Raw genomic sequence first — 25708 nt, forward strand, 5'->3', positions numbered from 1 at the left:
TCAAGTGGCTGCAGGACATTAAAAGGAATTCTTATGCCTACCGGTACAGTAAAATTTTTCAATGACGACAAGGGATTTGGCTTCATTACGCCTGAAAATGGTGGAACGGACGTGTTCGTTCACGTATCTGCCTTGCAACAAGGTGGGTCGCTGAGAGAAGGTGACAAGGTCACTTTCGAAGTTGGCCAGGACCGGAAAACCGGAAAATCGAAGGCTGAGAACGTTAGCGTGCTCTGACCTGCGGGCCGCGAGGTCAGCCTGACCGCTAAATAGCGGCAAGCTGGTCTCGCTCTCTACGGGGCTCATTGAAAATTCCGGCTTTTCACCTTGAGCGTGTCGATGTGCAGATCCCTCACTTATCCCGAGCCCGATACTATGCCGAGCGCCTTCCCCAAGGCCCGAGATTTCCGGTAAGCGCCTGTACGGACGTCAGCACGCGTCGTCGAACTCGCGCATGGTCTGCTTATCGATCGCACCGGACTCGTGGAAGCCTTCTATCATTTAATGGATCGCGGCCATCGCTTCGCTTTTGTAAGTCTTACTCATCAAATTTCACCTTTCAGCGTTCAGGCCAGAAGATATTGCGGGCCACGCTTCCTGCAATGCTCGGGTGCTTTATTGAACCGCTTTTGGGAAGTTTATTCGGACCTGCCAACAAACCGAAAAACGAAACGGAGAGGACGGTGATCCGGGCCATGATCCCGTTCGGCATCCTATTCCTGGTCGGTATGCTGGTTTTCACAATCTAAACCCGCAACGGCACGCCGCGATAAATTGCTCAATGATATTGCCATCCAATATCCGTGTGCACGAAATCTTCGCCCTTGTAAGCGATCTTCGTTCTATATGCCTTTGCGCACGCATAAGCGAAGCAGTCACCCATGTTGAGCTTTGCCGGATGATTCATGATCTTGCCGAACTGTAGGGCAGCATCGAGCGCTTTATTGCCAACGTCTGCGGAAATCATTGCGTCCTTGCAATCCAGATCGGAAGCAAATTGATCGACCATGCGACGTGCGGCTTCCATCATTTCCGGCGTGGCGGGCTTGTCTTTGCCGGTGGCCTCCGCCAGTCGGCGGGTCAATGAAAGCGTTGCTTCAACACGCACGACCGGCGAGACATAAAAGGGCCCGCCGTCCTGCTCCAGTCGGTCAATCAAAGACGATCCGTCTTCTTCTTCAGAGAGAATGGCGACGATCACCGAGGCATCAATAAGAAGCATTATTCCTCGCCCCACATTTCATCCATTTCGCGCTTGTGATCGCCGGGGGCAAAGGGGCCAGCCTCCCGCGCCATCATAAGGGACTTTGCCAAGCGCTCGCGGATCGGCAATCTCTCTTTACGATTGGCGATCTCCCGTATGAGTGCGTTCTTGACCGCATCGACCTTGCTCGTTTTCGTGAGGCCAATCAGTTCATCGGTAAGTCGGTCTACTTCGGGGTCTTTGATATAAAGCGGCATCGCATATCCTTTCGAGGATATTACAATATCCTATTTTACATATCCTTGCTACAGAAATATGGTGGGGACACAGATGTCGGAAAGGGTCGCGATCAGTCAGGTTAGGTAGAAAGTCCGACGCGCTCGCGCTGCAAAATTGAGCGACACGGAAGATTGATAATAGAAGCTTCTACTTCCTACTGGATCTGCAAATCATGTTTCATCTCACACCGCCAATCTCTGTCGCGTGTTTGCTACTGTCACCGCTGCGGCGGTTTCGAAAAATTTCGGGGCCTATCAGGACGCTGCAGTTCGCGAGCCTGTCATTATCACTAAAAACGGTCGTCCTCGCACCGTTCTGATTGCTTACGAGGACTATGTTCGCCTGGCAAAACGCGATCGACGGGTCGAACTTTCGAGCATGCTCGGCGACGATGACCTCGCCGTCATTGAAGCATCGCGGATGGAGACGGGCCTGGATCATCTCAATGCCGAACTGCTGACAGACAAGCATGCTGCCGACTGAACCGAAGGTCGGCTGGCTGTTCCGATATTCGTATCTCTGGCATTGGCAGCATCTCGAAGGCCGGGAGGAGGACGACAAGGACCGCCCTGTGCTGGTTCTGGCGATTGTTGCCACACTGGAAGGCGGAACGCCGGCGGTGCGGGTTTTGCCTGTCACGCATTCGCCGCCATCGATCCGCAAGACGCTGTTGAAATCCCGACTGCCACCAAAAGGCGGCTGGGACTCGATGACGAGCGCTCGTGGATTGTTCTGACAGAAAGTAACCGTTTTGTATGGCCCGGACCCGACGTCAGGCCGACGGACGGTGAAACCGGCTATTACGGCGTGTTCCCACCAGCCCTGTTTGACGAAGTTAAGCGCCGGTTTGTCGAACTGGCGCGGGCGCAGCGCCATTCTGCCGCGGCACGAAGCGAGTAGCCGTCGCGCGGCAAGGCCTACATTGTACCGCTTTTGTGTCTTGCCCATTTCCCATGCTGTTTTTGGTCGCTGAGACCGTCATTTGCTACGACTTTACAGCGTCCGGAAGTCGAAATCTTTCACTATCGATACTTGAATAGAGACGCAGGATGCTCAGGCATTTTCTAAAGCCCTGTTCGGAATGCGGATGGCTGGCGAGATCGGCGATGATCAACCCCTACGTCTGCGGCCCATCGCAGGACGCTCCGGCGTCTAAGGGCAAACAGCAACCTGAAACTCCACCGCATAGCCAATTTGGGCAGGGCTCCACAAGACTTTGACTGCTTAGCGCCGATTTCGTTGAAAAACTCGCTTAATTGGCTGCTCATCCGTCTATGTCAGTCTTTCTTGGCGGAGTACCAACGCGTTTGCGCCCCGCTTCTCGGCACAGGGTCTCAATTCATGCCGCTCTCATGCGGCAATGACGCCATATGGCGTCGTTTGCGGCCTGAGTTTGACCAACCCCTTAGATTTTGTGCGGTCGCTGCAAGCAGGAATCGTCTCGTGCACCACACGGTCCCCGAAGTGTTAGCCTGACTTTCTTCAAATCTGCAAAAATCAGGATATTCGCGAGGGCCACCAAAGCTATGGGTTGCTTATAGCTTGGATCGGTCCCTGTCCCGCCGCCATTGGATGAGGTAGCCAAAACCTGGACCGATCAGCACTCCGCCGATAATCCAATGGATCAATGTCAGCGGCTTTTCGTCAGGATCATGCCCTGTCATGAAAAGGAAGAGAAAAAACGCGGCGACACCAGCTAACATCAGAGTAATCGGAAATAATATGCTTTTACGGAAGCCGTGCGTCATTGGTCTCTCCTATCGTTCGAGCCACGGATTGGCTGGCCCTGGTTCTTCAGAGGTTGGCTGACACCACGAACGTAGACCATAGCCTGTTGCAAATATCACGATTAAAATTTCGATATTGCGCATGGATATTTGCGACGCAAACACCGGCACCTTCGATCATCAAAATCCATACTCTGCTTTTGTTCGTCAAGTTGACCAAAATCCCACGTTCAAGCGACTGGGCCTAGTCCTTGGCAAAGGTTGTCGCTGTCTCGGCCGTGCTCACCATCGTATTGTAGGTTGACACCAGCCACTGCAAATCCTCGCCCGCCCCTCTGCGAGCGTCGCCTTTTGCCTTCTCCAGCTTTTCGTCGAAATCACGCAGCTTCGATAAGAGCGACGCCGGCTGTGATTCAAAAACGTGGAACGAATCGGGATGCTCCAGCGCGTAATCATCGAACTCCCGGACTGCGCCCGAATAATCATCCAGTGCTTGCTTGAAGTCGGTCATCTTCACGACTGGACGATCGTTTGTCGGCATCAGATCCATCACCGCTTCTGCTCGAAACATCACGTTGCGGACATGCCAGCGAGACTTCTTGCCCTCACTTTGTTCCAGCGCGGCCAGTGATGCCAGATCCGCTTTTACCTTCTCCGTGCGGAGCGCAGCATCTACCGTCTTGCGACGCTCCTCAAATGCGGGAGCAAGAGACGCTATGCCTTTATGGAAGCCCTTACCGGCCTCCATCTTATCGCTCTTGTAGTCCTGTCTCTCGTAATATTTGTTGGCGCGCTCAATGACGGGCGCAAGCTGCTGGTACGTCTCGACATAGGCGGCCATTGCAGCATCAAGCTCTGGCATCTTGGGGGCTGCCTGCGTAGCGGCAACCACGGCAGAAGCTTCATCTCGGACATCATAAAGCGAGTACAGGCCGTAGATGATTCTTTCTTTGCCAGTGGGCCCTTTTTTCATATCCACCCAACTGTCGTACCGCTCAAGCGACTCTGATGCTCTAAGCGTCCGGTTCAGGAATTCAACATAGGTGTTCAGCTTGGCTGTGACCTCTTCAGATACCGCCGCTTCCGAAGCAGTCTGTGAAAATGCCGGACGAGACACAAACCCGACTGCGAGCGGATTTTGCAAAACGAGAGCAAGCGCTGTAGCGGCGATGAACTTCTTGAAAAACGGCATCAAAATATCCTTGCAACCATGGTCTTATCTTTGTTTTCAAAGGCACCAGGTCAATAGCTGTTGCCCAACGTGGCGTATCTTCCCACATGGGCGCTTAAAGGTGTGTCGATCCGTGAACGAACGCAATAATTCATCGGATAACGATCCAGAGCGATAAGGGATCCCTTGTTATGCCTTTGTGTGCTGCGATCCGTTATTCTGACTAAGAGCGCACTGGATGCATCGTCAACCGGACAGCGCTCGCAGCACTGCCTCGGGCTCCTTCTCCATCACACGCAGAAGCGTTCGAGCAGCGCCTGAGGGCTGACGAGCCCCCTGCTCCCATTTTTTGTATCCCGATGGGCTTGTCCCGAGGAAAGCCGCCATTTCATCTTGTGTCAGATGCAGCTTTTGGCGGATCGCCTTCGCGTCAACAGTTTCCAGATCAACGGCAGTGACACGCATGCCCGCAGGGTCGCTGCCCTGCGCATGACCAAGAGCTTCGGTCATAGCCTGAATCAAATCCTCGCCGAATTTTGCCGTCTCGCTCATGGTCTGCTCCTGTACGTCGCTTTGATCGCCTTTGCGAACGCAGCAACCGCCTTGGCCTCTTCCGGCTTCAAATCAGTATTTTCGTTCTTTCCGTAAACGAGAAGCGCATAGAGGGGCGCATCGTCGCTGTAACAGTCATAGATAACGAGGCCGCCACCCCGTTTGCCTTTACCCTTGGCCCCAAATCTCAGCTTACGGACACCACCTGCACCCGGTATTTCATCACCGGCCTGTGGATGGGTTGCCAGGAAACCGATCAGATCCCTGCGCTCGTCGTCCGTGAACAGAGCCGTTGCCTGTTTGACGAAGAGCAATGTTTCAGCAAATGTTGCCTCTTGGCTTATAACCCATCGGGGTAGTTAGGGCGATCGAACTCGTTTCTGTCAATGATCATTCAGGCTGACCGCTTCCCAACGTCCCCGTTCAACCGCAGCAGTGCCATCACCATCGGCCCGAGCGAAAACTCGCCACGTGCTGCCCGATTGGTGAGATCACGCAGATAGCCACCAGCGGAATTGATATGCCCTGCCCTCTCCAGGATACAGGCAATCGCAACCGCTGCATTTTCGGGCCCCATCGTTTCGCAGGCCTCCTGATAGGCCGACGGGCTGACGCCCAGCATCGATCTCACCACGACCGCGGCCGACATGAGATCGCGCCACCCACCCACAGCGCCGGCCGGACCATAGTCGATAATCTGCGGGCATGCCTTCAGCACAACTCCCAAAGGAAAGGCCTTCAGCGTCTCAGTTTGAGGTTCGCGTCTCTTGCTCGGCTTTTCGCCCTGCTCTTTTTCAGAGCTAGGTTCAAAGTCATGGAAGAATTCTGGTTTTGAATTCTGTATGTGCTGCTCAATATGAGCATCATTGGTGCTATTAAATTCTGAATTTGACTGCGTATCCAACAGATTAAGGATTTCCTCGCGTAGAAGCTCGAGTTCATCGAGGATGCTGGCAACGTCAATGATGGTCGGGGAGCGTGGAATACGGGAAACGAGGTCGATGTACATGGCCTCGATCGACATCCAGTCGCCGTCAGCCCCCTCTTCTATCGCTGCAGTGATGAGCTTGCGGACATCCCGGCGGCAGATAGTCAGGTTCTCTTTCGCCTTGCGGAACGCTGAGCGCGCCGCGACGACCTTTTGCGCGATCACAGCGAGCTCTTCAGACCGGGCAAGGATTGGCGAGAGGTCGAAGCCAAACGCATTCTCGATCTCGCCGGCACCGTTCTTCCTCGCGTAGCGCTTGCCGTTGGCACTGTCCTTGCGAACGATGAGACCAGCGTCTACCAGAAGCGCGAGATGACGGCGCAGTGTGGCCCCTGCCATGCCATGGGCTCGAAGGATCAGTTGTGCGTTTGAGGGAAACACGACAAGCTGCGCGTCCTGGCGCAATTCGTTTTCCGGGTAGAAGCTCAGAAGCGCATCGAGCACAGCCAGGCTGTTCGACTGCAAGCCGAGCTCTTCCCTCGCTTCCGAGGCATCACGGAAGACTTTCCATTTCTCAACGGTTTTGCCAGCCTTGATATCATTTGTGGCCACTTGCCGCTTCACCAAGGCGAGCGTCATAGGCCGCCGCCCAAAGGGCGTCGTCACACTTCCTGTCTGCATTTCTTTCACCCTCTAATAGGCAAAGGAAAATTGCTCGCCAAAACGATGCCAAGACTCTTGACTGTGATTCGAGGAAATGCGATTCTCTGTCTTGCTAGAGATCGAGAAGGGCTTCCACGGTTTACCGTTTGGGGGCCTTTTTCTTTTGCGGTTCAGTCTCCACTCTGCTGTTGATCGTTTTCGAAAGCCTCGTAGAGCTTGTCGAGATTATTGGCGAGATAGGCGCCGAACGCGGCGGCCTGGTCCGAATTTTTGGGAGACTTCAGAGCAATAGTCACGCGCTTCCCGTCGCCTTTGATAGATGCTCGAACCAAGCTTCTTTCGCTTTCCCACGTTTGGACCGGGGATTTGTCTGCTGAGTTTACTGAGGTAAACTTTTCTCTCGGGACCAACCGCTCCAACATCTCGAAACGAGCATCGGGAGCAGAAGCGATAAAATCAGGTTCGCGAAGAACAGACCGTACCTTGTCGGCCATGGCTTCTTCTGACACTGCCCCACCAAGAGAATACCAACGGTCGCGGCCTGGCGCCCTCGCCGCCTTCACAGTGTCGAGAATATCGGCAGGAAATCGCTCGATAGCAGACAGCATCTTCGAGATTGTTGTCTTGTCAGCTCCAAGCGCCAACATGATAGTGTCTCGTCCGAACCCGCCTGTTTCCAGATTGTGTGCAAACATCGCTTTCTCGATGAAAGACAGGTCGGATCGCTGCGAATTCTCTTGTCCTTGGGCAATGACGTGATCACGGTCTTCCAGCGCCTTGACGACGGCACGAACAGGAATTCCGATCTCGCGGGCGGCTCGAACGCGGCGGTGACCAAATACGGTCTGATAGTGTCCTGTCCTTGTGGGGTGCGGACGAACCAATATCGGGGTGTCCTGACCTCGGGCGCGTATAGCCTCGACAAGTTCTTGAAAGTCCGCTTCATCCATCGCAACGCGATCCGTGACGAACGAGCTATCGATCAACCCCGTATCGAGCTTGATTACAGTCTCACCCTCGGCCAGACGTCTCTCGATCTCCTGTGCGGCATCTGCACGCGCTGCGAGTTCGTCAATGCTTCTGGTTACGGCACCAAGAGCACCCATTCCCCGCGTGGTCGTGCGGAAGCTCTCTTGAGGTTTTTCCTCGATACCGCCGGGGCTGGTATGCTTGTCTTCGTTCATAATTCCAGACAAGATGTTTTTACGAGCCATGGTGCGCTCCCTGCCGAAAGTTTACTGCGGTAAACTCAATACACATCAGTTCCGGCCCCATGCTTTGTATATCAAATCCAGCACTTCGGCATTTACAGCGTCCATTGCTTCAATAGCCCGGTCATATGTTGAACGGGTGAATGCGGCACGCTCAACTTCGTAAAGTGTCTGGTTCGTCATCGCGGCGTCTGAGATCGCGACACTTCGCAACATAGGGTTCAATAGGACATGGTTTTTAAACATGGAACGCATGAACGCCACCATCTGCGTCTGTGGCCCATCTTGCGGATCGTATCGAGTGACAAGATACCGAAGCCAGTCCAGATTCATGTTACCGCCCACATTCTTAAGCGTGCTGAGAATGTCGCCCAGCATCTGCAGGAATTGGCACATAGACATGACGTCCAGCATCTGCGGGTGAACTGTAATCAGGACCGCAGTCGCTGCACAGATCGCGCTCATCGTCAGAAAGCCAAGCTGGGGAGGGCAGTCGATAATCACCACGTCGTAATCGTCTGCTACGGACGATAGAGCCTCATCAAGACGAGCGAAGAAAATCCGTCCGTAGTCCTTGCCTTTGCCTTGGGCTAGAACACGTGGGGTATCGTGCTCAAACTCCATCAGTTCAAGATTTCCAGGCACAAGATCGAGTTTGGGGAAATTGGTCTTGCGAATGATCTCGCTAAGCGGGCGCTGCTGTTCGTCATAGCGGATCGCTCCATAAAGGGTCTCGTTCTCATGCACATCGAACTCAGGCTGCAAGCCATGGATTGCGGAGAGGGAGGCCTGCGGATCGAGATCGACAGCGAGCACGCGATGACCGGACAACGCCAGATACTGCGCCAAGTGTGCAGCACTTGTTGTCTTGCCACTACCACCTTTAAAGTTGACGACCGCGATTACCTGTAGCTTCTCGCCGTCACGACGGTGAGGGACATAATGTGTTCCGGCTCTGCCGCTGTGCTCTAGAAAATGACGCATCGCTTCCATCTGCGTCGCGGTATAAGACCGGCGACCGGAAGGGGTAACCTGGGGCTGCGGCCCTTTGCCTTCGAGGGACAGGTTCTTCAGGTAGCCACTTGTTACTCCGACAAAACGTGCAGCCTCTGCAAGCTGAAACTCGCGCAGGTCCTTCATCGCCCGTGGAGGATACATCTCCAAGCGATGCTGCTTCAATTTTTCCGACAACTCTTGCGCCTGACCAATGATAAGTTGATCGACGTCAGAAATTGCCGTTTTATCGATATGAGCGATATTCATCGCGAAAAACCCTAAATGCGTTTTCAAGCTCACACGAGCCATGTAACCGCATTTAGACCCGATTCTATGAGTCTGGCAAGGAAAACAAAGTTAACAAGAAGTTAACTGGAAAACTATGGCGCATAGCGAGTTTACCGCAGTAAACTTTTGGGGTCATTTACAAAGCGTATTGGAAAACATCGCATAAAGGCGGGTCCCAATAGTCGTAGGACCTGGGCTGCATCCTTCGTCTGCCGCGCCAGCCGCCAGAGACGTAACGAAATCCCCTGATCGCATCGTGAGCCTACCGTCTGCGAAAGAGATTCAGATCCACCGCGTGTTGGGAAGGCCAAAGAGTAGAACTCAGCGTGTCTTCGACTAGGGCGTTTTGGGGCCGCCGATAGATTGGCCATGATTTTCTCGCGCGCTTTTCGGCTGCTTTATACAGTTAAGGAAAACGGGAGAAAATGACCAGTTGCAAAAGTGTTTTATAAGGTAAATGCACTCCATCCGTCTCGAAATGCGACGTCGAACTGACGTCGACATCCGCAGGCGGATCAATGCTGGCGCGACCAAAGCCGCCGTTTCTCGTAACCTGAACATTTCCAAGATGACTGTCTACCGCGCCTTGGAAGGCCAAGCTTCACCGTCAGACACTATGTGATCAAGAGTTCTCTACCTGTTCTTTGCGTTGGCCAAAATCGCAGCTTCGGGCCGACTGGGTCTAGTAGCCAAAATCCCAACCTGACCCCGCAACTCACTCCAAGACTTGCCCCAAGCTGAGGTAAACAGGCTTTACGCCCAAATATGAAAGTAGCGGGCACACTCAGAGGGCATGATAACCTGAGAGGGCGTCAAGTAACTGGTTTCCAAGCTGAGAGTCCGTCGGCCATTCATCGACGATCATGCGCCGGATGCCCGATACACGGTTCGCTTTCTGAGGCAACGTCCCACTTCGCAGCACCTCAACGATCGCCTGCATTTCCTCCCTAATATTCACTAGTTGTGGCGAGGGAGGAGCCGGGGGTGTTAATTGAATCTCCTCGTCAAGAAGAGTGACCGCGTGCTCTAAGAATTTTAAAGTTTTATCCACCTGTACCTTCTACCCGAGAAGTGGTGACCGAGGATGACGCAACTGCGAGACTATGCGCTGTAACAACATACCGGAGGTGGCTTCAGTGTCGTCAACAGGCCGTTGTAGTAACTGACGTTTACCCCAGAGTGTTCGTTTTCATATGAGTTTGATCCATTTTTCCGTTTGGTCGTGATCCACTTGCGCCTGATAAAACTGTTGCCAGGCGATTCATACACCGGATCTGCGGGCTAACACGAAATGGAATAACAGGTTATATGTAGCTGAAACCCAACAAAATCATGTTTACGTCGATATTCGGCCTGACCTCCAACATTTGACTTCACGAAATTCGGCACCTCACGCAAATGCCCAAATAATAAGATCAAGTGATTGACGTTGTTTCCGGGAAGATTTTTTTCCACCAGATTTGGTGTTCTGTGAGTGATCCCACGTCGGCCTCAGGGGCAGCATCAAACAAAAAGTATAGTTTTGTTTTGTCAGGCTTATCTAGATGATCACAAGCATATAGCAGAAGCCCGGCGTTAGCATCTCTGACGAGAGGCGACATGTATGCTCGAATGCGAGCACCATTACATAAGAATTTGTATTCACCGTCGACGCGGCTTCTTATTCTATTAAAAGCGCTCCAAAACAAGTTCCCCGTCTTAGCCTCTTCCAGAAATATCTCTCCGGCTATTCGAGCGCTTAACGTAAGATTTTGCACGTCGTAAGTAAACTCACATTCTCCCAGTGATTCACCAAATATATAATTCACTAAGACTGTTTTTTCCATCGACTTTACTTCACATAATTTGGGTTAGGAATGAATGGTCCAAGTCTACCGCCTGGCAGTACAGGGCGGGCACCAATAATATCGCGAGGTAGAATTGCATTTGGTACCGGAACCTCTAGTTCATGTGAATAGAAATCTGCAAAGCTAGGCCCGAGCTCGTCGTAGTCGATCAGCTTCCCACCCACTCGAGAATCAATTTCATATACGTGGTTTCCTTGTCCTGAAAATTCCGGCTTTACTGATATAGCTTCGTCAATGGATGTCGGAATATAGCCAGATTCATTGTTACCCAAAACGTGTTGCCTCAAGTCCATATTTGAACCTTTGGCTTTGAAACCGTCAGCAAAAATCTCAGCTGGTGGGCGGGTATCTCCTCTGAAGCGTTGGCCCTTTGCCCAAGCAGTAAGACCCAAAGGATCAATCCAACCTATCGGGTTTGGAACATAAGAATGAGGTCGACTTCCTCCTGCCAAGCCGATTGGATCCAGAGAGACATACTGCCCTATTAGGGGGTCATAGTGACGGTACCGATTATAATAAAGTCCGGTTTCGGCATCCTCGTACTGGCCGGGGAAACGCCAAGGGCACTGCTGCCCATCTGGCTGACGATCGTGCTTTGGCGCTTCGGCCAATACGCCAAACGTCCGTGCGACACGAACCTCTCCCCACACGTGATAGTCGACTGCCCAGACCAGCGAACCCTTCGCGTCAAACATTTCCTTCGGCGTGCCGAGGTGATCGGAGACGACGGCCAGCATTTCGCCATCTACTTGACGTTTGGCAAGCAAACGGTGGGTGCCCTCTTCGAAATACCAGTGTGTGGACTGGTCCCAGGCGACTTGCCCGTCTAGCCGCAGCGGGGCCTCAGCAACCATGTGGTCGCCATCCCAAAGGTAAGCGATTCCGACATCGGGTAGGTCACGGTCTTCATTCGTTTCTGCATCAATAGGGCGTTTTTCGACAGGGCGCCCACTGTCGCTGACCAGGTCCGGCCACAGCCTGAGGACGCGATCTTTTTCTTCACCGGTAAATCGACGGACCTTTGAGATGCGCCTGCCGAACGGATCGTAGCGGAAGTACCACTCTTCTCCCTCAAGCGTACTGACGCTGACGAGACGGTCATGCACGTCCCAGCCATAACGCCACCGTTGTGGCCGAAAGCCGTCCCGCTCAACCCGGCGCTCGATGAGCCGACCGCAATCGTCATGGGTAAGTTGGATGCGTTCACCCTTCGGCCCACGTGCCATCTGCACGACACCACCAGCAGAGCGTTGCCAGAAGCTAGGAGATGCTGCGGGAATGACGGAGCCGAAGGTCTGGTCGAACGCAGGACCGTAAGGTGTTGCATCATCCGATGTCAGAACCGAAGACGACGCGCCTGCGAGATTGCGCGCGCTGTCATAGGCAAAGCGCTCCGTGCCGGATGCCGCTTCAGCGTCCGTCACCTGGCCGTTGTCGTCATAGGTGAACTGACGCTTGCCCCAGAGGCCATCATCAATGCTGACGGGTGCAAATGCACGGTCGTATTCATAGGTGCGTTGAATGTGGTCGGGTATGGCGCCAGCAGGCTTTGGTCCGGCACCGCGATCGAACCGCCAGCCCAGGCGCGAGACATCGAGGCCGTCTGACATGGCGGGGCCTGCCACCTGCGCAACAAGCTGCCCCGCCGGGTCAAAACGCTGCAGAAGGTTGAAGCCGCCCATGCGCCGGGCTTTTTCCTGCCCGAATATGTCCCGCTCGAAACTGATTTCAGTGTCGTCGGCAACGAGTTTTTCGACCGCCCCGAGTGGATCTCGAACGTAGCCGGTTATCGACCCGCCAAGACCGAGAATTTCGCGGTAAATTCTTTGTCCTATTCCATCATGTTTAGAACGGATGCGTTTGCCGTTCAATGCTTCGCTGATGATACGGCCATTACGATCGCGCGCGAACTCGACGAGCGCTGCATTGTTTTCAGCCCGGATCAGCAATCCGCGACCGTCATACCAGAAGCGTGTTACGTCGTCCGGCTCGCCCTTTGCCGTGATGGATTCTATCCGTCTGACGAGTCCGGTTTTGTCATAGGAATAGGCAAGCCTGGCACCATCCGGCTTCGTGGTTTCCGTGATCCGGCCGGCAGGGTCCCGCTGGTATCGCCAAAGGCGCCCATCAAAGTCTTCTTCAGTGACAACACGCCCGGCAACATCCCGGTCAAAACTGTAAATGCGTCCCGCCGCGTTGGTAACGGAAATCAGCCTTCCTTCGATATCAGTGGCAAGGCTCAGTTCACCTCCCTTAGGGTCCACGATCGCTTCGAGGACTCCGAACGCCCCATAGCGATAGCGCCACACACGGCCCTCACCATCTGTGACAGTGGCGAGTTGACCAGCCCCATCGAAGCTTCGGTTGACTGCCACGCCGTCAGCACGGGTAATTCGGCTCACCGTGTCGAAGCCACCGGCGCCCGCCGAGTAGTATCTGCGCGTCCGTCCGCCGTTCGGGCCGATGGTTACCGCCAGACGGTTGAATTCGTCATACTCGAAGCGGGTCGTGTTGCCCTTGGCATCGGTGATGCTTTCAACGCGGTTATATTTGTCCCATGTCCGGCGCTCAATGGCACCCGTCGCGAAATGCGTTTCGACAACGTGACCAATGTCGTCGCGAACGAGCCGGGTCACGTTTCCTTCGGCATCCTTTTCCGCGATGACATTCGCTTTGTCATCGTGCTCGAAGGTTTTGCGGTTTCCAGCTCCGTCGATGACGATCATCAACTCGCCATTGTCACCCCAGCCGTAGATGGTAGAGCGTCCCTCAGCATCGACGACCTCTTTGACATCGCCGTTGACATCGTAAGACGTGCGGTTGGCATTGCCGTTCTGATCGGTCGTAGTGGTGCGGAAGCCGTAACGATTATAAGAGCGAGCGATCACCCCTCCAAGAGGGTCGATTGTTTCGGTGATGTTCCCGTGTTCGTCGTACCGGAATGTCTGGGCAGATTGCCCATTTCCACCAGGCGCATAGCGTGTTTCACCCTCCGCATACTCGAAGCGGTCGCCGTTCCATATACCGTTCGTGCGTGTATGGGTGACGCGGTCTTGTGCGTCATAGGTGAAATGGGTTTCGGACTGCCTTGCCAGGTTATTCCAGGATACCAGCAAGTCCGCATCGGCTTGCCAGACATATTGGACAGACATGCCAAAGGCGCACTGCGCCACCGTCATCCTGCCTGTGGGATCGTAGGCATAATGGGCGAGCTCTAATTCCGTGCCTTCAAGCCCGATCAAAACTATTCTGGTGCGGCGACCGTGGTCATCGTTTTCTAAACGGAGGGTAAGTCCATCCGGTCCAGTTATCGCCTCAAGCCAGCCATGTTCAGACCTTTGGAAAACCAGGCTGTTCCCATTCAAATCGTCGATCCGCTCAAGGCGGTAGACATCGTCGTCATATTGACGGAAATGCTTGGTGATACCACGGTCTTTGAGTTTGAGCTGTTTTAGCCATGGTGCCCGAAGGTCAAGATTTGGATATCCGGCGTTGTGCGATGGCAGGAAGTTAAACGGCCGATCAAACGGAATAGCTTTGCCGTTTGCATCATGAAAAAGAAGCTTGCCGCGTTCGGGATTTGAAAATACCTCATCGAACATGGAGATCTGGCATTGGCCAAGCGGACTTACATATCGCTCAGGGAGCGCAAGCTTCAGACCCATGTAACGGCTGCCATCGAATGACAAGGTACCCGGAATCAGAAAGTCGCGCCACGTTTCGAGATATTCGCCGTTTGCTACCGAAACAGGTTCACCGACTACGGTCGCCGCTGCGGCACTATCGTCAGCTGCGGCCGCAGCTGGTCTGGCGCCCTTCATGGCACCGCCTGCCAAAGCCGCTCCTTTGGAAATCGCGCCGCCAAGCGCTCCGTCTCCCACTGTTTCTCCCCAGTACCCATCTGCTGCCTGCTTGGCAATGTTTGGCAGGGCAAAAATAATGGCGTTCGCCGCGCCCTTGCCACGTTCCGCCAGGCTATCGCCTGCCTCCTTTGCAAGGCGCTGGCCTTCTGCCATCAATTCGGGATCACCGGTCTGCATCAACTGTCCTGCAGCAGCGCCCTTACCGAGATCAACAATCGTATTTCCAGCACCTTTGACAAGCGCCCATGCACCCTCCACTAGCCGGACCGGCGCTTTAGCGGCCCCGATCAAATTGTCCTTGAAGGTGTAGACGGGATGCCCGTTTTGATATTTCGCAATATCTCGATTGATCATGTCGAGGTGCTGCTGTCGGGACATGGCATCCACAGGGGAGGGGATAGCGTCAGGTCCGGCCAACGCATTGGCAATACCCTGCATACGCTCACTATATTCGGCGTCGGTTTCGCTTTCCAGCTTCTGCTTTATTTCGTTCAGGCGTCCAAGGATTTCGCCGCGCTTTTTGCGGTGCGCCTCATCTTCGTTCACTGAGGTACCAGTGAGGAGGATAGCGTCTCCGTTGTCTTCCTCCTGACTTTCATTCGTGTGCTGCGTTGTCCTTTCCGGTGTCGAAACTCTTCCTGTCTTGGGCACGTTTACAGTTGGAAACATATCCGTAACACGGACATATTCGAGGAAATCGTGGGTTTCGGGTACCGGCTTGTCGCTCATTTATGTCCCACCAACATAGAATTCACCGTGGCTTGGTAATGGATTCTGCCTCGTGAATTCTCACTCTTTCTTGGTCTGAAAAAATTCATCACTCGCCTCTGACGACTATGGGGTCAATCGCTTTGACTGGCTCAACTGGGCCAGGATCCGGCCGGTTAATCCAGGCTGGATCGCGATGGCTACACGTGGCCCAACCTTCAGAGAAGACAAATGGCGCGGCGACTTTAACATGCGCGGGACCGAGATAGCCGGGGACTTTGACGCCTTTTTTTGTTCCTGCTTCGTGACCTTCGGAGCTTCCAGTTCTGGAGTTCAGCTGAAAGTCAAATTTTCCGTTGTTTCGCACTGTGGTCGAATAGCGGACTGTCGTGTCTAGGTATGCAATCGAACTATAACCCACGGCTTCAACTGACGAGCCCACCGGGGTCCAACAAACATCTGGTGCGGTCGAAACGATCACATTGGAAGGGCACTTCCGTGCGGAAACTTTTGCTACAGGCATGTTTGTTCTCCTTTAGCCCGTCTCACGAAACGTTCGTCTCGAAGGTAATCGTTTCGAATTGATCAGGTGGAAATGTCGTTCGCCAAGTCAGGTAGACGCGCCAATCTTTATCGCGCTTGGAGGACACATCGATAAAGACCGTATCGAGATTGAGTTCGATTGTTCCGCCTTGTCCTTCGCCGTCAGAAAATGTTGCAAGCATTTGCTGTGTTGGCAGTCGCAGCGAGGAGCTACCAGAACGGCTCATACCCTCAAGTTTGATATGTTCGCCTCCCACCAGAAATGGTGTTACCGTCATGCCAGGGGCTGCCGAATTGTGATAGGCAAACGAATAGTCTTGAGGCCAGGCAGGCCACACATTCTCCAGCCAGTGTTTATCGAAAGTCCCTCCCAGCGGGCGCCTGGGGAGCCATGCGGGGGGTATCGGACCCAGGTTGACTGGTGCATAACTCTCATAGGGGACGGTCACTGGATCATCGACGCTCTCAATCTGAGGCGCTGGAATAGCAGCTGTATGATTGCTTGTTTCTTGATCGATTTTTCCAATCCCGATCGGATTGTAGTGGTTTGTATCGAACGTTGTGTTGCCTTCGTCATCAAGGCCCGTTTCGACCTCTCCACCAAATCCGTATTCATACCGCAGGGGCAACTCGCTGATAGGATCTGGTTCAGAGAGCTCCCACCGCGCAAAAAGCCGCCGGTGGTCTCGCCAGTTTGTGATTTCTTCATCACGCAACTGTCGTTTCCATACCGGTTTCCACCAACGGGGGCCCGTAACGCGCAGCCTTTTTTCGAGAAGGATATTGGTATTCCGCGCAATAGAGACGCCGCACTCCCAACTTCTCGACGGCTGCCCTCCCGGTGCCCGGGCGACAGCGTTTACGATGATGTCTGTCGTTGGCTTGTACGGGACAAGGTCCGATGGATGCCAAAGCGAAGATACGTTAACCTTGCCATGGCATTTATCGGTAAAGATCATGGGTGCCTGCTCCTCGGCAGCAACCAATGTCCCGTCATCGGCAATCTCGTACGTGGCCTTTACGATCACGATACCGAATTCGCGATTTTCGTTGTCGCGGCTGTAATAACGGAAATTCGGAAACGGGGTCAGATTCTTGAGTTCTGGCATCTCGACCTCAATTGTGGTCGATCATGGCAGAGGTAACCTGCACGTGACTTTCACCCTCAATATAGACCTTGACGCCCTTCAACAGGATCGTGCCGTCGTCTTTCATGATCAGGATTGATTTCGGCGGGATGTCATTGCCATCTGCGTCCTTGCCGCCGCCCACGCCAATAAACAGCTCCTTACCGATCATAATATTTTTGGTATGCCCAACGGTCTGGTTATAAACTTGGCCCACAGTGACGACTTTCGCCACGCCAACCTGTTCAGTCTGGGCAATACCTACGCTAGTGTTCTGCATACGGCTGACAAGCGTGTTGAAGATGCCTTTGCCCAGAAGGGACGCGACTTGTTCACCCATTTTACTGCCGGATGATCGCATCGCATCGCCTGCATCAGAGCGCAGCTCACCGCTCGAGGCGGCGTTAATACCACCGCGTATGGTATCCACAGACGACGCCATCGCGCCGAGACCACCCGTTGCCATCAGTCCAGCGTAACCTGCGGCCGACGATAGAATGTCTTGAGCGCCAGCGTCACTGCCGCTTGCGCTTCCAGCTTGGCCGAGCGCGGCAGTTGCAGCTTCCGAGTTCTTGTTGGCCGAGGAGGGGCTGTCCGCCATGACGGATGATACCAGCGACATAGCCTGCTGCAAAAGTCCTGCGCTTTTTCCAGCGAGACCTGCGAGCAATCCACCTGCGATACCGCTGACCGCACTGCCAACACCGCCGACAACCATGTTCAAGCCACCGCCCACCTGTTGGCTCATATTGGAGCCCACTTCCAAGGATTGATTGGTACCAACCGAGTGGACGGCATTGGCATCAACCCGGCTGGTCTGGTTGTTCAGGACTTTGACGGTCTGATCCCTTTGAGCATGCATGAAGAGATTCTCCTGCCCCTTCTCATCCTCGAAAGTGAGTTCATTATGGCCCTGACCCTTGTGTGTATTGGAACGGATTGCCATGCGCGTCTTGTTAGCGGGCAGATCGTAGGGCACAGAGTTAGCAGGGTTTGGTACCACGCCAACGACGAGCGGCTTGTCCGGATCACCGTCCACGAACGCAACCATCACCTCCATGCCGATGCGTGGAATGACCTGCGCACCCCACGTGCCACCACCCCATGCCTGACTGACCCTTACCCAGCAGGTATCGGTTCCGTCCTTCTTCGCCTTGCGATCCCATGGAAACCATAGCTTGATGCGGCCGTATTGATCCGGGTGGATTTCTTCACCCTCGGGACCCGCGACGATGGCCACCTGAGTGCCTTCAATCTTCGGACGCTTCGTGGTGCGATGTGGGGTGAGCGGAACGCGGGCGGGAATGGCCTCGAAGGTATTGCGGTATTCCGGCTCGTTGCTGTTGGTCTCGTAGGAGCGGTCCACAATGGTGTGGCTGGCCTTGATGATCACATGCTCTTCATATTCATGCTCGGGATGTGCGACCTCGTATGGGGTAAAGCGACGACCAGCTTCCAAAATGCGGGAGGTCGATCCGCCGAAGACGCGGTCGTGGTCGGCTTCGGTGGATTGCGCCCGCAGTTTCTGGGCCCGTTCTGCCTCTTCCACCGTCTTGATGCGGGCGGGGTATTCGTAAAGCTCACGCTTGGTCGCATCCGGCATCTGGACCAGTGATGGCGTCATATTGCCAGGCACCATGCCCGGTGTCTCGAAATTCCAGTCGGCACCCGCGCGCTGGCCCGACACATAGGAAAATCGGCGAGCCCAGTCATTGATGTGGTTGCGATCGGACGAGCCCTGTGCCAATCTCACTCTGCCTTCACCCTGTGCTGAAGGCGACGGTCCAAGCCATCCATTGGCAGTATCGGCCACATGCAGCTTGTGAGAGCCATCCTCATGGCTGAACCAGTAAAATAGACCATCTTCCTCTAAGCGTCTGAGAAGATAGGATAAATCGGTTTCGTTATATTGAACGCTATAGCCCTGCGCAGGCGGTGGTGAAATGACACCCGACGTATCAGGCGCTGGAATGCCGTGCTCGGAAAACAGCGCCTCGACGATATCGACCGACGTCTTGTCCATCCAGATGCGGCAGTCGGAACGGCGGGATAGCAGCCACATCTGCGGGCGGATGGTCATGGCGTAGGAGCGCAGGCCACGGGTGATGGGTGGCCCCTCATGAAGATCCGTCACCAGACCATTGAAAGGGCGGCGGATGCCGCTGCCCTCTTCACCATGGCCCTGTTGAACCTCGATTGACACATCGACCAATCGACCGATCAGCTCTTCCGGCTTGACCGCTTCCTTCTTGGCGCGGACATTGAGCTGTATCTCGAACAGTTGTGATACGCCTTCGTTGATCACCATCCGCTCGGGCAGCAGCTGGTCCTCGCCAAGCGGCGACTTGACCTTCAAAACACGGCTGGCCTGGATGAACTCGGACGACGAAGGCTGGTCGGTCATGGGGAACCCCGGTGATCGGATTGGATAAATATCAATCAGCTGTCAAAATCTGAACGGAATGCAATCAATCATTGTGGCAAAAGGATGGAGTTGCGGCCGTTTGTACAACCATCTCGGTATAAAATGGTTCCGCAGTCCCAAACTCGCCTTAATCTGCCGACTAATTGAAGCAGAGGCTGAGGTCAGGGGACACGGTGATGGCGCTCGTGGATATGGACGGTGGGGCAGGGAATAGCCGCAGGAAGGCACACAGCCCGGGGACGAAGCACGGCGCAGATAACTATGGACTGAAACGCGAGGACGCCAATGAGCGTCGTGGTGCTGGCTGGTGGGTCAGCCTGAGACGACGCGGCCAAAGAATTGTACGCCTGTTCAAGGACAGTGTTTACGGCTGTGATGAAGCAGCGTACACGGCGGCGCGTGCCTATCGCGATGCGATCATCGAAGCCATACCGCCCGCCACCAATCACGAGCAGGCCGTTCTTCTGCGCAAGAACAACCAGAGCGGCATTTCCGGGGTACGCCGGATCGAGACCCGCGAGGGCGACGCGTGGCAGGCCACACTGATGACCAATGACGGCCAGAAGCGGGAGAACTTTACCGTGTCGAAGTTCGGAGAGCTGGCAGCCAAATCCATGGCCATCGCCCAGCGGCGCAAGTGGCTTGCCGATCTACCCGTGACGCATCTTGCCTATGCCCATCACGCCGCCGAAGTGGCGCAGGAGCATTTTGCCGATGATCTCATCCCCGTCAGCGACGTGATGCCCGAAACCCATCTCAAGGATGACGAGATCGAAGCCCGCATCCAGTCGATCAATGATGATTTCGACAGAACGCGTCCTAAGCGGCTGCGAGTCCGCATCAAAAGCTATCACACCGACAAGCTCTCGGTGTTCGTCTCCGATGCTGGCAAGCCCGCAAAACGCAGGCTTGTGCAGATCAACACACGAAAGCTGGGAAAGCCGGAGGTGTTGAGAGAGGCCAAATCAAAGATCTGGGCTTCGATCACCGAGTTCTACGACGCTGACACTGCCAGATGGTTTATGCAGGCGCATGGTGATGCACTGCTCGATGAAGACAGGTTTGATGTGCGGGAGGGCTTCAATGTGCTCGTCATGGCCAATACAGCCAAACCACCGACATCCGACTGACACGCTGCTCAATTCGTATTCTCGGGGTCCGTCCACTTTATTCCATCACAGCAATCTGGCCGCTCGACCGCTGCGGCGTGAGACATTGTGTAGTAGCTGGAAGCTTGCTGGAGAGAACGATGGCGTGATCGTGTGGCTTTATGTATTTCGCTGCACCCAGTGGCAGCATCACGCACCTTCGTCAGGACAATTTCTTTCGCAATCGCGGGATGATCAGTCTGGCCGATGTTTCTCACCTGACAGAAAGCCGGTAGCGGAACCTCACGCAAGCCCGCCCTGGCCTGTAGTGAAATCACTGCGCTTTAGAAGCGCACTGTTTGCCGCCACCATGGTCGGTAGCGATGGGAAAACCGTTGGCCACGTCAGCAAGTGTCACGCCGCCAAGCCTCTTGCGGAGAAGTTCCTCCGCTTCGTTGAAGACGTCTTTCAACACCCCGTTGACTGCCTGCTCTATAAGACAACCCGGCATGTCATAGGCGGGGCCAATCGCAAAGAACGATGGTTCTCCCACCGCATGGTAGATGTCGAGAAGCGTAAGTTCCTCGAGCGAACGTGCCAGCGTCCAGCCGCCACCATGACCCTTGACTGAGCTGACATATCCCTCGTCGCGTAGCCCCGCCATGGTGCGACGGATGACAACAGGATTGGCGTCCAGCATCTGCGCAATCATCTCGGATGTCATGGCTCCATCATGGCGTCCCATATGGATCAAAACGTGGAGCATCCGCGAAAGTCGACTGTCTTGCCTCATGTCCTGTTCCCCACTCAATGGTCGCCCGTCAACATTAGCATGAAGCGCACTCACGATACAATCGGAGTATCATGAGTGTTGACATGCTTCGATCATGGCACTTATGTTGTTACATGAAGCAGGAGAAGTTTATGAGCGACACCATTCACGACGTTATCATCATCGGCGGAAGCTATGCCGGGCTGTCGGCAGCGATGCAGCTTTGTCGTGCCAGGCGCAAGGTTCTGATCATCGATGAAGGCCTCAGACGCAACCGTTTCGCGTCGCACTCGCATGGCTTCATCACGCAAGATGGTGCCGATCCCGCCGCCATTGCCGCAGAGGCGCGCGAACAAGTCATGAAGTACAGCACGGTCGAATGGCTGGCTGGGCGCGCCGACTCTGTCGAACGAAAAGGCGAGGCGGGTTCGCAAGCCTTTTCCTTTGCTGTCACGGTTGGAAAGACCCGTCATCTGTCCCGGCTTCTGATCCTGGCTCTCGGTGTGAAAGACAAGCTTCCTGACATCGATGGCCTGGCGGAGCGCTGGGGCAAGTCTGTGTTTCACTGCCCATATTGCCATGGTTATGAGCTGAACCAGGGTAAGATTGGGGTTATCGCGGGCTCTGCGCTTTCCATGCACCATGCGTTGATGTTGCCTGATTGGGGGCCAACAACCCTGCTCTTCAACGATGCATTCGAGCCCAGCCCGGACCAGCTTGGAGCTCTGGCAGCTCGTGGCGTGATCGTCGAGAAAGGCCGTGTCGAGGCGATCACTGGGCACGCTGATGTCCAACTTGCCAACGGTGGGGTCTTTTCCTTTTCAGGCTTGTTTGCGCTGGCTCCCATTGAGATTGCAACGCCGATCCCGCAGCAGCTTGGCCTTGAAATGGAGCCGGGACCGCTCGGCGCAACGATCAAAACCGATGCCATGAAGGAAACCTCCATCCCCGGTGTCTTTGCCTGTGGAGACGCGGCACGTGCTATGGCCTCCGTTGCGCTTGCTGTCGGTGATGGCAGTCTGGCTGGCGTCAATGCACACAGGACGTTGATGTCAGGGGCGCGCTTTCATGGGTAAATTCGATGGAGATCAGGCGGGGTATGCAGAGTCTGCACGGCGTAACGTTCCGGGTCTTGATGACCTCCACCGCATGACGGGGCTGCTTCTGGCAGAACGTGTTCCGGCGAATGGACAGGTGCTTGTTGTTGGAGCAGGTGGTGGCCTTGAACTGAATGCGCTGGCTGAGCACCATCCGGGATGGTTGTTTGATGGGGTCGATACTTCAACCAGTATGCTCATCCTGGCAAGGGAAACGGCAGCCCGTGCAGCAGATCGTATCCGTTTTCACCTTGGCGATATTTCAGCTGCCCCCGATGGTCCCTTCAACGGTGCTGTTTGCCTTCTGGTCTTCCATCACATCTCATTTGACGAACGCGCAGCAACGCTCCGAGGTATCCGCCAACGTCTGCACCAGGGATCACCTTTCGTGCTTGCCCATATCAGCATTCCCGAGCACGAACCGGACCGCACGCTCTGGATTGATCGGCACATCGACTTTGGCGCGATGGCGCAATTCGATAGTGAAAAGAGCGGTGAGGCAAGAATTGCCATGAAAGAGCGTCTCTCCATATGCTCACCAGAAGAAGATGAGGCCCATCTGCGACAAGCGGGGTTCACCGCAATTGCGCAATTCTACCAGGCCTTCAGCTTCAGAGGGTGGGTAGCTTATGCATGATCCCCATCAGCACACGCGTCCTGATGGGGATTGATTGCCTTGGTTCAAGCCTTCAATCGCGAGGCTGGATGAGCGCCAGTGCAAGGGTCGTGGCGGCCAGTATGGCCGTCAGGGTCAGCGGCCCTGCGGCACCATAGTTGTCCACAACGTAGCCGCCGACAACGGCACCAATGCTGATGGCGACCTGGAAAGAGACTACCATCAGGCTGCCGGTAGCTTCGAGGGCGTCCGGCGCGCTGCGGGAAAGATTGGTTGGAAGCACGACCGGTGCCATGCCAAAGGCGAAGCCCCAGAGCGCGACCAGCGTGAATGCAATGGCCGCATAAGCTCCGCCGAGAACCAGAATAAGCGCCGCAGATGCCATCAGGCCAGCGGTCACGGCAAGAGCCATCGTAACACTCGCGTCGGCCATCCGTCCGCCAGCGACATTGCCGATGACGGAGGCAATGCCGAAACCAAGCAGGGCAAGAGCGATCGACTGCGTATCAAGCAACGTCACCTGCTCCAGAAAGGGCCGTACGTAAATCGAACCTGCGAAATGTCCGGTCATCAGCAAGAGAATGGCCAGCATGCCGAGCTGAATGCCCCTGCGCCGTGTCAGCTTGAACACGTCGGTCAGGCTGTTGCTGGTGCTTGCAGGCAGAGTGGGCAGGCTGATGGCCTGCATCAGCATGGCGATCAGCGCAAGCCCGGCCGTCATCGCCATGGCCGTGCGCCATCCCAGCCAATCGCTGATCAATGCGCCCATGGAGGGTGCGGCAATCGTTGCCAGCGAGACGCCAAGGGTCACAATGGCCATGCCGCGCCCGGTTGCATTGGTACCAACCAGCCTTGCGACGACGGCAACGGAAAGTGCCCAGAAACCGCTGAGTGCAATGCCCAATCCGGCGCGGCCGACGAGCAACAACCAGAATTCGCTGGCCGTGGCGGCGAGAACGTTGGAGCCGACGGCAAGCGCAGTCAGAGCAACCAGCACCGTCTTGCGGTTCAGTTTGCCGATCAGCACGTTACTGAACAAAGCCGTAATGGCACCAACGGAAGCTGTGGCCGTCACGACCTGTCCCGCAGTGCCCTCACTGATTCCCATATCGCGCGCCATGGGCGTCAAAAGTCCAGCTGGCAAAAACTCGGCAGACACCAGAGCAAAGCTGGTCGCGGCCATGGAAAGCACGGCAAGCCAGGTCGCCGCTGTCCACGCGGTGTCTTCCGCCGCTTCAATATCGCTGATGGGCTCATCGAGCTGTAAAGTTGTGTCCGTCATCTCTGTATGTCTCCTACATTGCAGACATCTATAGCCGGACCAGCCAGGATGATATGTAACTCAAAATCCTAAATTCATGTCCATTCGTCCGGAATTGCTGCGACGCACAATGCCGGGTGATGAGTGGGTCACGCGCTTGAACGCCCGCGCGAATGAGGCTTCCGACTCATATCCCAACCGGGTTGCCACTTCCGCCACAGACATGCCGTTTCGAGACAGCATCTCCCGAGCAAGCTCCATGCGCAGGCGCGCGAGATAACGCGCCGGGCCTTCGCCGAGAACTGCGCTGAACCGCTCGGCAAAGATCGACCGTGACTGACCCGCTACGACAGCGAGGCTCTCCAGTGTCCAGTGCTGGCCGGGCTCCCGGTGAATGGCTGATAGCACGCGCCCAATATGCGGGTCACGAATGGCGGCAAGCCAGCCGGTGGTCGAAGCGCCACTGCAATTGACCCAGCAGCGAATAAGCCGGGCCGTCAACAAATCCGCCATCCGCGAAAGAACCGTCGCGCTGCCCATTTGCGGCTGAGATGCCTCCACTGACATGGCGGCCAGCAAAGGCCCGATGAGTGGGTCATTCCCCGCCACATCACAGCCCCGGATGATGGGCGGCATCAAGGAAATCAAAGGATGAAGCGCGTGCTCGCCCAAAGCCATGGAACCGCAGAACAGGGTGGCGGTGGCCCCCGTTCCCTCCCGCACAACTTCACAAACGCTGCTTTCCAATTTCGTAATCTGGCAAGATTCGCGACAATCGCCCTTAACATCCGGCGCACTCGCCAGGCGATGCGCAATGCCCTGTGGCAACAGCACCAGATCGCCCTCGTTCAGCGCTTCCCACCCCTGAGCCTCGGTGTAAATCCAGCAAGGCCCCTGGCTGACGAAGTGAAAGCGTAAAAGCGGCTGTTGAGGAAACGCGATGTTCCACGGATGCCGCAGCTCACAGCGCCCATAATTGACACCGCTCAGGCGAAAGTCCCGCAAGACTTCGCTGAGCGCGTCCATGGGCAGATCTGTCGATGGAGTTTTTTGGGACGAATGATCAAGCATTCCGGCAATCTATAGGCAAATCGTCTGGCTTTCAATCAGGATATTCGCGACGTTGTATGTCTTCGATCCTGGAATTCGAGGTGCACACGGTTCGTGACTGATCGCTTTGCAAAACGGCCCAGTCGGCCCGAAGCTGCGATTTTACCCAACTCGAAGAACCTTTTGGGAACATAGCCTGCAGGATTGACCCGCGACGCGCCTGTTCGTGACATTGCGTTCCAATTTGAGGAGCGTTTTGATGGGTACGGGTATTTCGAGTTTGGATTTTGTC

Annotated in this window: 23 protein-coding genes and 1 pseudogene; 7 read left to right on the plus strand and 17 right to left on the minus strand. The window is 55.0% G+C overall.

The genetic code is table 11. The features are described 5' to 3' along the window. Positions 1-33: 33 nt before the first annotated feature. On the plus strand, positions 34-237 hold the full coding sequence (locus tag IFT53_RS16740; protein WP_067653483.1) for a cold-shock protein: 204 nt from the start codon (positions 34-36) through the stop codon (positions 235-237). A gap of 541 nt (positions 238-778) precedes the next feature. Here IFT53_RS16740 and IFT53_RS16745 read toward each other — a convergent pair. Both IFT53_RS16745 and IFT53_RS16750 read right to left on the minus strand, forming a co-directional pair. Continuing rightward, positions 779-1222 carry a type II toxin-antitoxin system VapC family toxin gene (locus IFT53_RS16745; RefSeq protein WP_192067650.1) on the minus strand — a complete coding sequence of 148 codons (444 nt, stop codon included), beginning with the start codon at positions 1220-1222 and terminating at the stop codon, positions 779-781. Continuing rightward, positions 1222-1461, minus strand: coding sequence for a type II toxin-antitoxin system VapB family antitoxin (locus IFT53_RS16750; RefSeq protein WP_192067652.1), 240 nt, complete (start codon positions 1459-1461; stop codon positions 1222-1224). Before IFT53_RS16750 ends, IFT53_RS16745 begins: the two co-directional genes overlap by 1 nt. 226 nt (positions 1462-1687) lie before the next feature. Here IFT53_RS16750 and IFT53_RS16755 point away from each other — a divergent pair, with 226 nt between their 5' ends. Both IFT53_RS16755 and IFT53_RS16760 read left to right on the plus strand, forming a co-directional pair. Further along, positions 1688-1966, plus strand: coding sequence for a type II toxin-antitoxin system prevent-host-death family antitoxin (locus IFT53_RS16755; protein ID WP_192067653.1), 279 nt, complete (start codon positions 1688-1690; stop codon positions 1964-1966). Further along, positions 1953-2383: pseudogene (locus IFT53_RS16760) on the plus strand (plasmid maintenance toxin (PemK-like)). Before IFT53_RS16755 ends, IFT53_RS16760 begins: the two are co-directional and overlap by 14 nt. Positions 2384-3018: 635 nt before the next feature. On the opposite strand, the gene IFT53_RS16765 reads toward IFT53_RS16760, so the two are convergent. The 7 genes from IFT53_RS16765 to repA all read right to left on the minus strand — a co-directional run bounded on the left by IFT53_RS16765 (position 3019) and on the right by repA (position 8998). Further along, positions 3019-3231 carry a hypothetical protein gene (locus IFT53_RS16765; protein ID WP_192067655.1) on the minus strand — a complete coding sequence of 71 codons (213 nt, stop codon included), beginning with the start codon at positions 3229-3231 and terminating at the stop codon, positions 3019-3021. Positions 3232-3454: 223 nt separating this feature from the next. Further along, the gene (locus IFT53_RS16770) at positions 3455-4402 is read right to left on the minus strand and encodes a YiiG family protein (protein ID WP_192067657.1); all 948 of its coding nucleotides are present in this window, start codon (positions 4400-4402) and stop codon (positions 3455-3457) included. Between the two features lie 225 nt (positions 4403-4627). Then, complete coding sequence (locus IFT53_RS16775; protein ID WP_192067659.1) at positions 4628-4933, minus strand: helix-turn-helix domain-containing protein; 306 nt, start codon at positions 4931-4933, stop codon at positions 4628-4630. Further along, complete coding sequence (locus IFT53_RS16780) at positions 4930-5247, minus strand: addiction module toxin RelE (RefSeq protein ID WP_197980282.1); 318 nt, start codon at positions 5245-5247, stop codon at positions 4930-4932. Before IFT53_RS16780 ends, IFT53_RS16775 begins: the two co-directional genes overlap by 4 nt. 80 nt (positions 5248-5327) lie before the next feature. Continuing rightward, complete coding sequence (gene repC, locus IFT53_RS16785) at positions 5328-6542, minus strand: plasmid replication protein RepC (RefSeq protein WP_192067661.1); 1215 nt, start codon at positions 6540-6542, stop codon at positions 5328-5330. Between the two features lie 152 nt (positions 6543-6694). Further along, on the minus strand, positions 6695-7738 hold the full coding sequence (gene repB, locus IFT53_RS16790) for a plasmid partitioning protein RepB (protein ID WP_192067662.1): 1044 nt from the start codon (positions 7736-7738) through the stop codon (positions 6695-6697). Between the two features lie 45 nt (positions 7739-7783). Beyond that, complete coding sequence (gene repA, locus IFT53_RS16795) at positions 7784-8998, minus strand: plasmid partitioning protein RepA (RefSeq protein WP_192067747.1); 1215 nt, start codon at positions 8996-8998, stop codon at positions 7784-7786. A gap of 499 nt (positions 8999-9497) precedes the next feature. Here repA and IFT53_RS16800 point away from each other — a divergent pair, with 499 nt between their 5' ends. Next, positions 9498-9641 (plus strand): helix-turn-helix domain-containing protein, encoded by a 144-nt coding sequence (locus tag IFT53_RS16800; RefSeq protein ID WP_236728024.1) that lies wholly within the window; start codon positions 9498-9500, stop codon positions 9639-9641. Positions 9642-10434: 793 nt separating this feature from the next. Here the strand turns inward: IFT53_RS16800 and IFT53_RS16805 are convergent. The 5 genes from IFT53_RS16805 to tssI form a co-directional block, all read right to left on the minus strand. Then, positions 10435-10845: a hypothetical protein gene (locus IFT53_RS16805; RefSeq protein WP_042619980.1), complete on the minus strand. Its 411-nt coding sequence runs from the start codon at positions 10843-10845 to the stop codon at positions 10435-10437. Between the two features lie 5 nt (positions 10846-10850). Then, positions 10851-15458 carry an RHS repeat-associated core domain-containing protein gene (locus tag IFT53_RS16810; protein WP_192067666.1) on the minus strand — a complete coding sequence of 1536 codons (4608 nt, stop codon included), beginning with the start codon at positions 15456-15458 and terminating at the stop codon, positions 10851-10853. 88 nt (positions 15459-15546) lie between these two features. Then, positions 15547-15960 carry a PAAR-like domain-containing protein gene (locus tag IFT53_RS24160; protein WP_192067668.1) on the minus strand — a complete coding sequence of 138 codons (414 nt, stop codon included), beginning with the start codon at positions 15958-15960 and terminating at the stop codon, positions 15547-15549. Positions 15961-15982: 22 nt separating this feature from the next. After that, positions 15983-17089 (minus strand): DUF2169 family type VI secretion system accessory protein, encoded by a 1107-nt coding sequence (locus tag IFT53_RS16820; RefSeq protein ID WP_192067669.1) that lies wholly within the window; start codon positions 17087-17089, stop codon positions 15983-15985. Positions 17090-17096: 7 nt separating this feature from the next. Beyond that, a complete protein-coding gene (tssI, locus tag IFT53_RS16825) occupies positions 17097-19511 on the minus strand; it encodes a type VI secretion system tip protein TssI/VgrG (RefSeq protein WP_192067671.1) in 2415 nt (804 codons plus the stop codon). Positions 19512-19708: 197 nt separating this feature from the next. Here tssI and IFT53_RS16830 point away from each other — a divergent pair, with 197 nt between their 5' ends. Beyond that, positions 19709-20662 carry a hypothetical protein gene (locus tag IFT53_RS16830; protein ID WP_244656426.1) on the plus strand — a complete coding sequence of 318 codons (954 nt, stop codon included), beginning with the start codon at positions 19709-19711 and terminating at the stop codon, positions 20660-20662. A gap of 292 nt (positions 20663-20954) precedes the next feature. Here IFT53_RS16830 and IFT53_RS16835 read toward each other — a convergent pair whose 3' ends face one another. Continuing rightward, on the minus strand, positions 20955-21413 hold the full coding sequence (locus tag IFT53_RS16835; RefSeq protein ID WP_192067673.1) for an Rrf2 family transcriptional regulator: 459 nt from the start codon (positions 21411-21413) through the stop codon (positions 20955-20957). A gap of 131 nt (positions 21414-21544) precedes the next feature. On the opposite strand from IFT53_RS16835, the gene IFT53_RS16840 reads away from it, so the two are divergent. Further along, positions 21545-22468, plus strand: coding sequence for an NAD(P)/FAD-dependent oxidoreductase (locus IFT53_RS16840; protein WP_192067674.1), 924 nt, complete (start codon positions 21545-21547; stop codon positions 22466-22468). Next, positions 22461-23126 (plus strand): class I SAM-dependent methyltransferase, encoded by a 666-nt coding sequence (locus IFT53_RS16845; protein WP_244656427.1) that lies wholly within the window; start codon positions 22461-22463, stop codon positions 23124-23126. The genes IFT53_RS16840 and IFT53_RS16845 overlap by 8 nt, the downstream gene beginning before the upstream one ends. A gap of 52 nt (positions 23127-23178) precedes the next feature. Here IFT53_RS16845 and IFT53_RS16850 read toward each other — a convergent pair whose 3' ends face one another. Together IFT53_RS16850 and IFT53_RS16855 are read right to left on the minus strand one after the other, a co-directional pair. Further along, the gene (locus IFT53_RS16850) at positions 23179-24387 is read right to left on the minus strand and encodes an MFS transporter (protein WP_192067676.1); all 1209 of its coding nucleotides are present in this window, start codon (positions 24385-24387) and stop codon (positions 23179-23181) included. Between the two features lie 60 nt (positions 24388-24447). Further along, entirely contained in the window at positions 24448-25437 is a 990-nt protein-coding gene (locus IFT53_RS16855; RefSeq protein WP_192067678.1) for an AraC family transcriptional regulator, read from the minus strand. Between the last annotated feature and the right edge of the window lie 271 nt (positions 25438-25708).

Source organism: Rhizobium sp. CFBP 13644, assembly GCF_014842165.1.
Lineage (GTDB): Bacteria > Pseudomonadota > Alphaproteobacteria > Rhizobiales > Rhizobiaceae > Agrobacterium > Agrobacterium tumefaciens_C.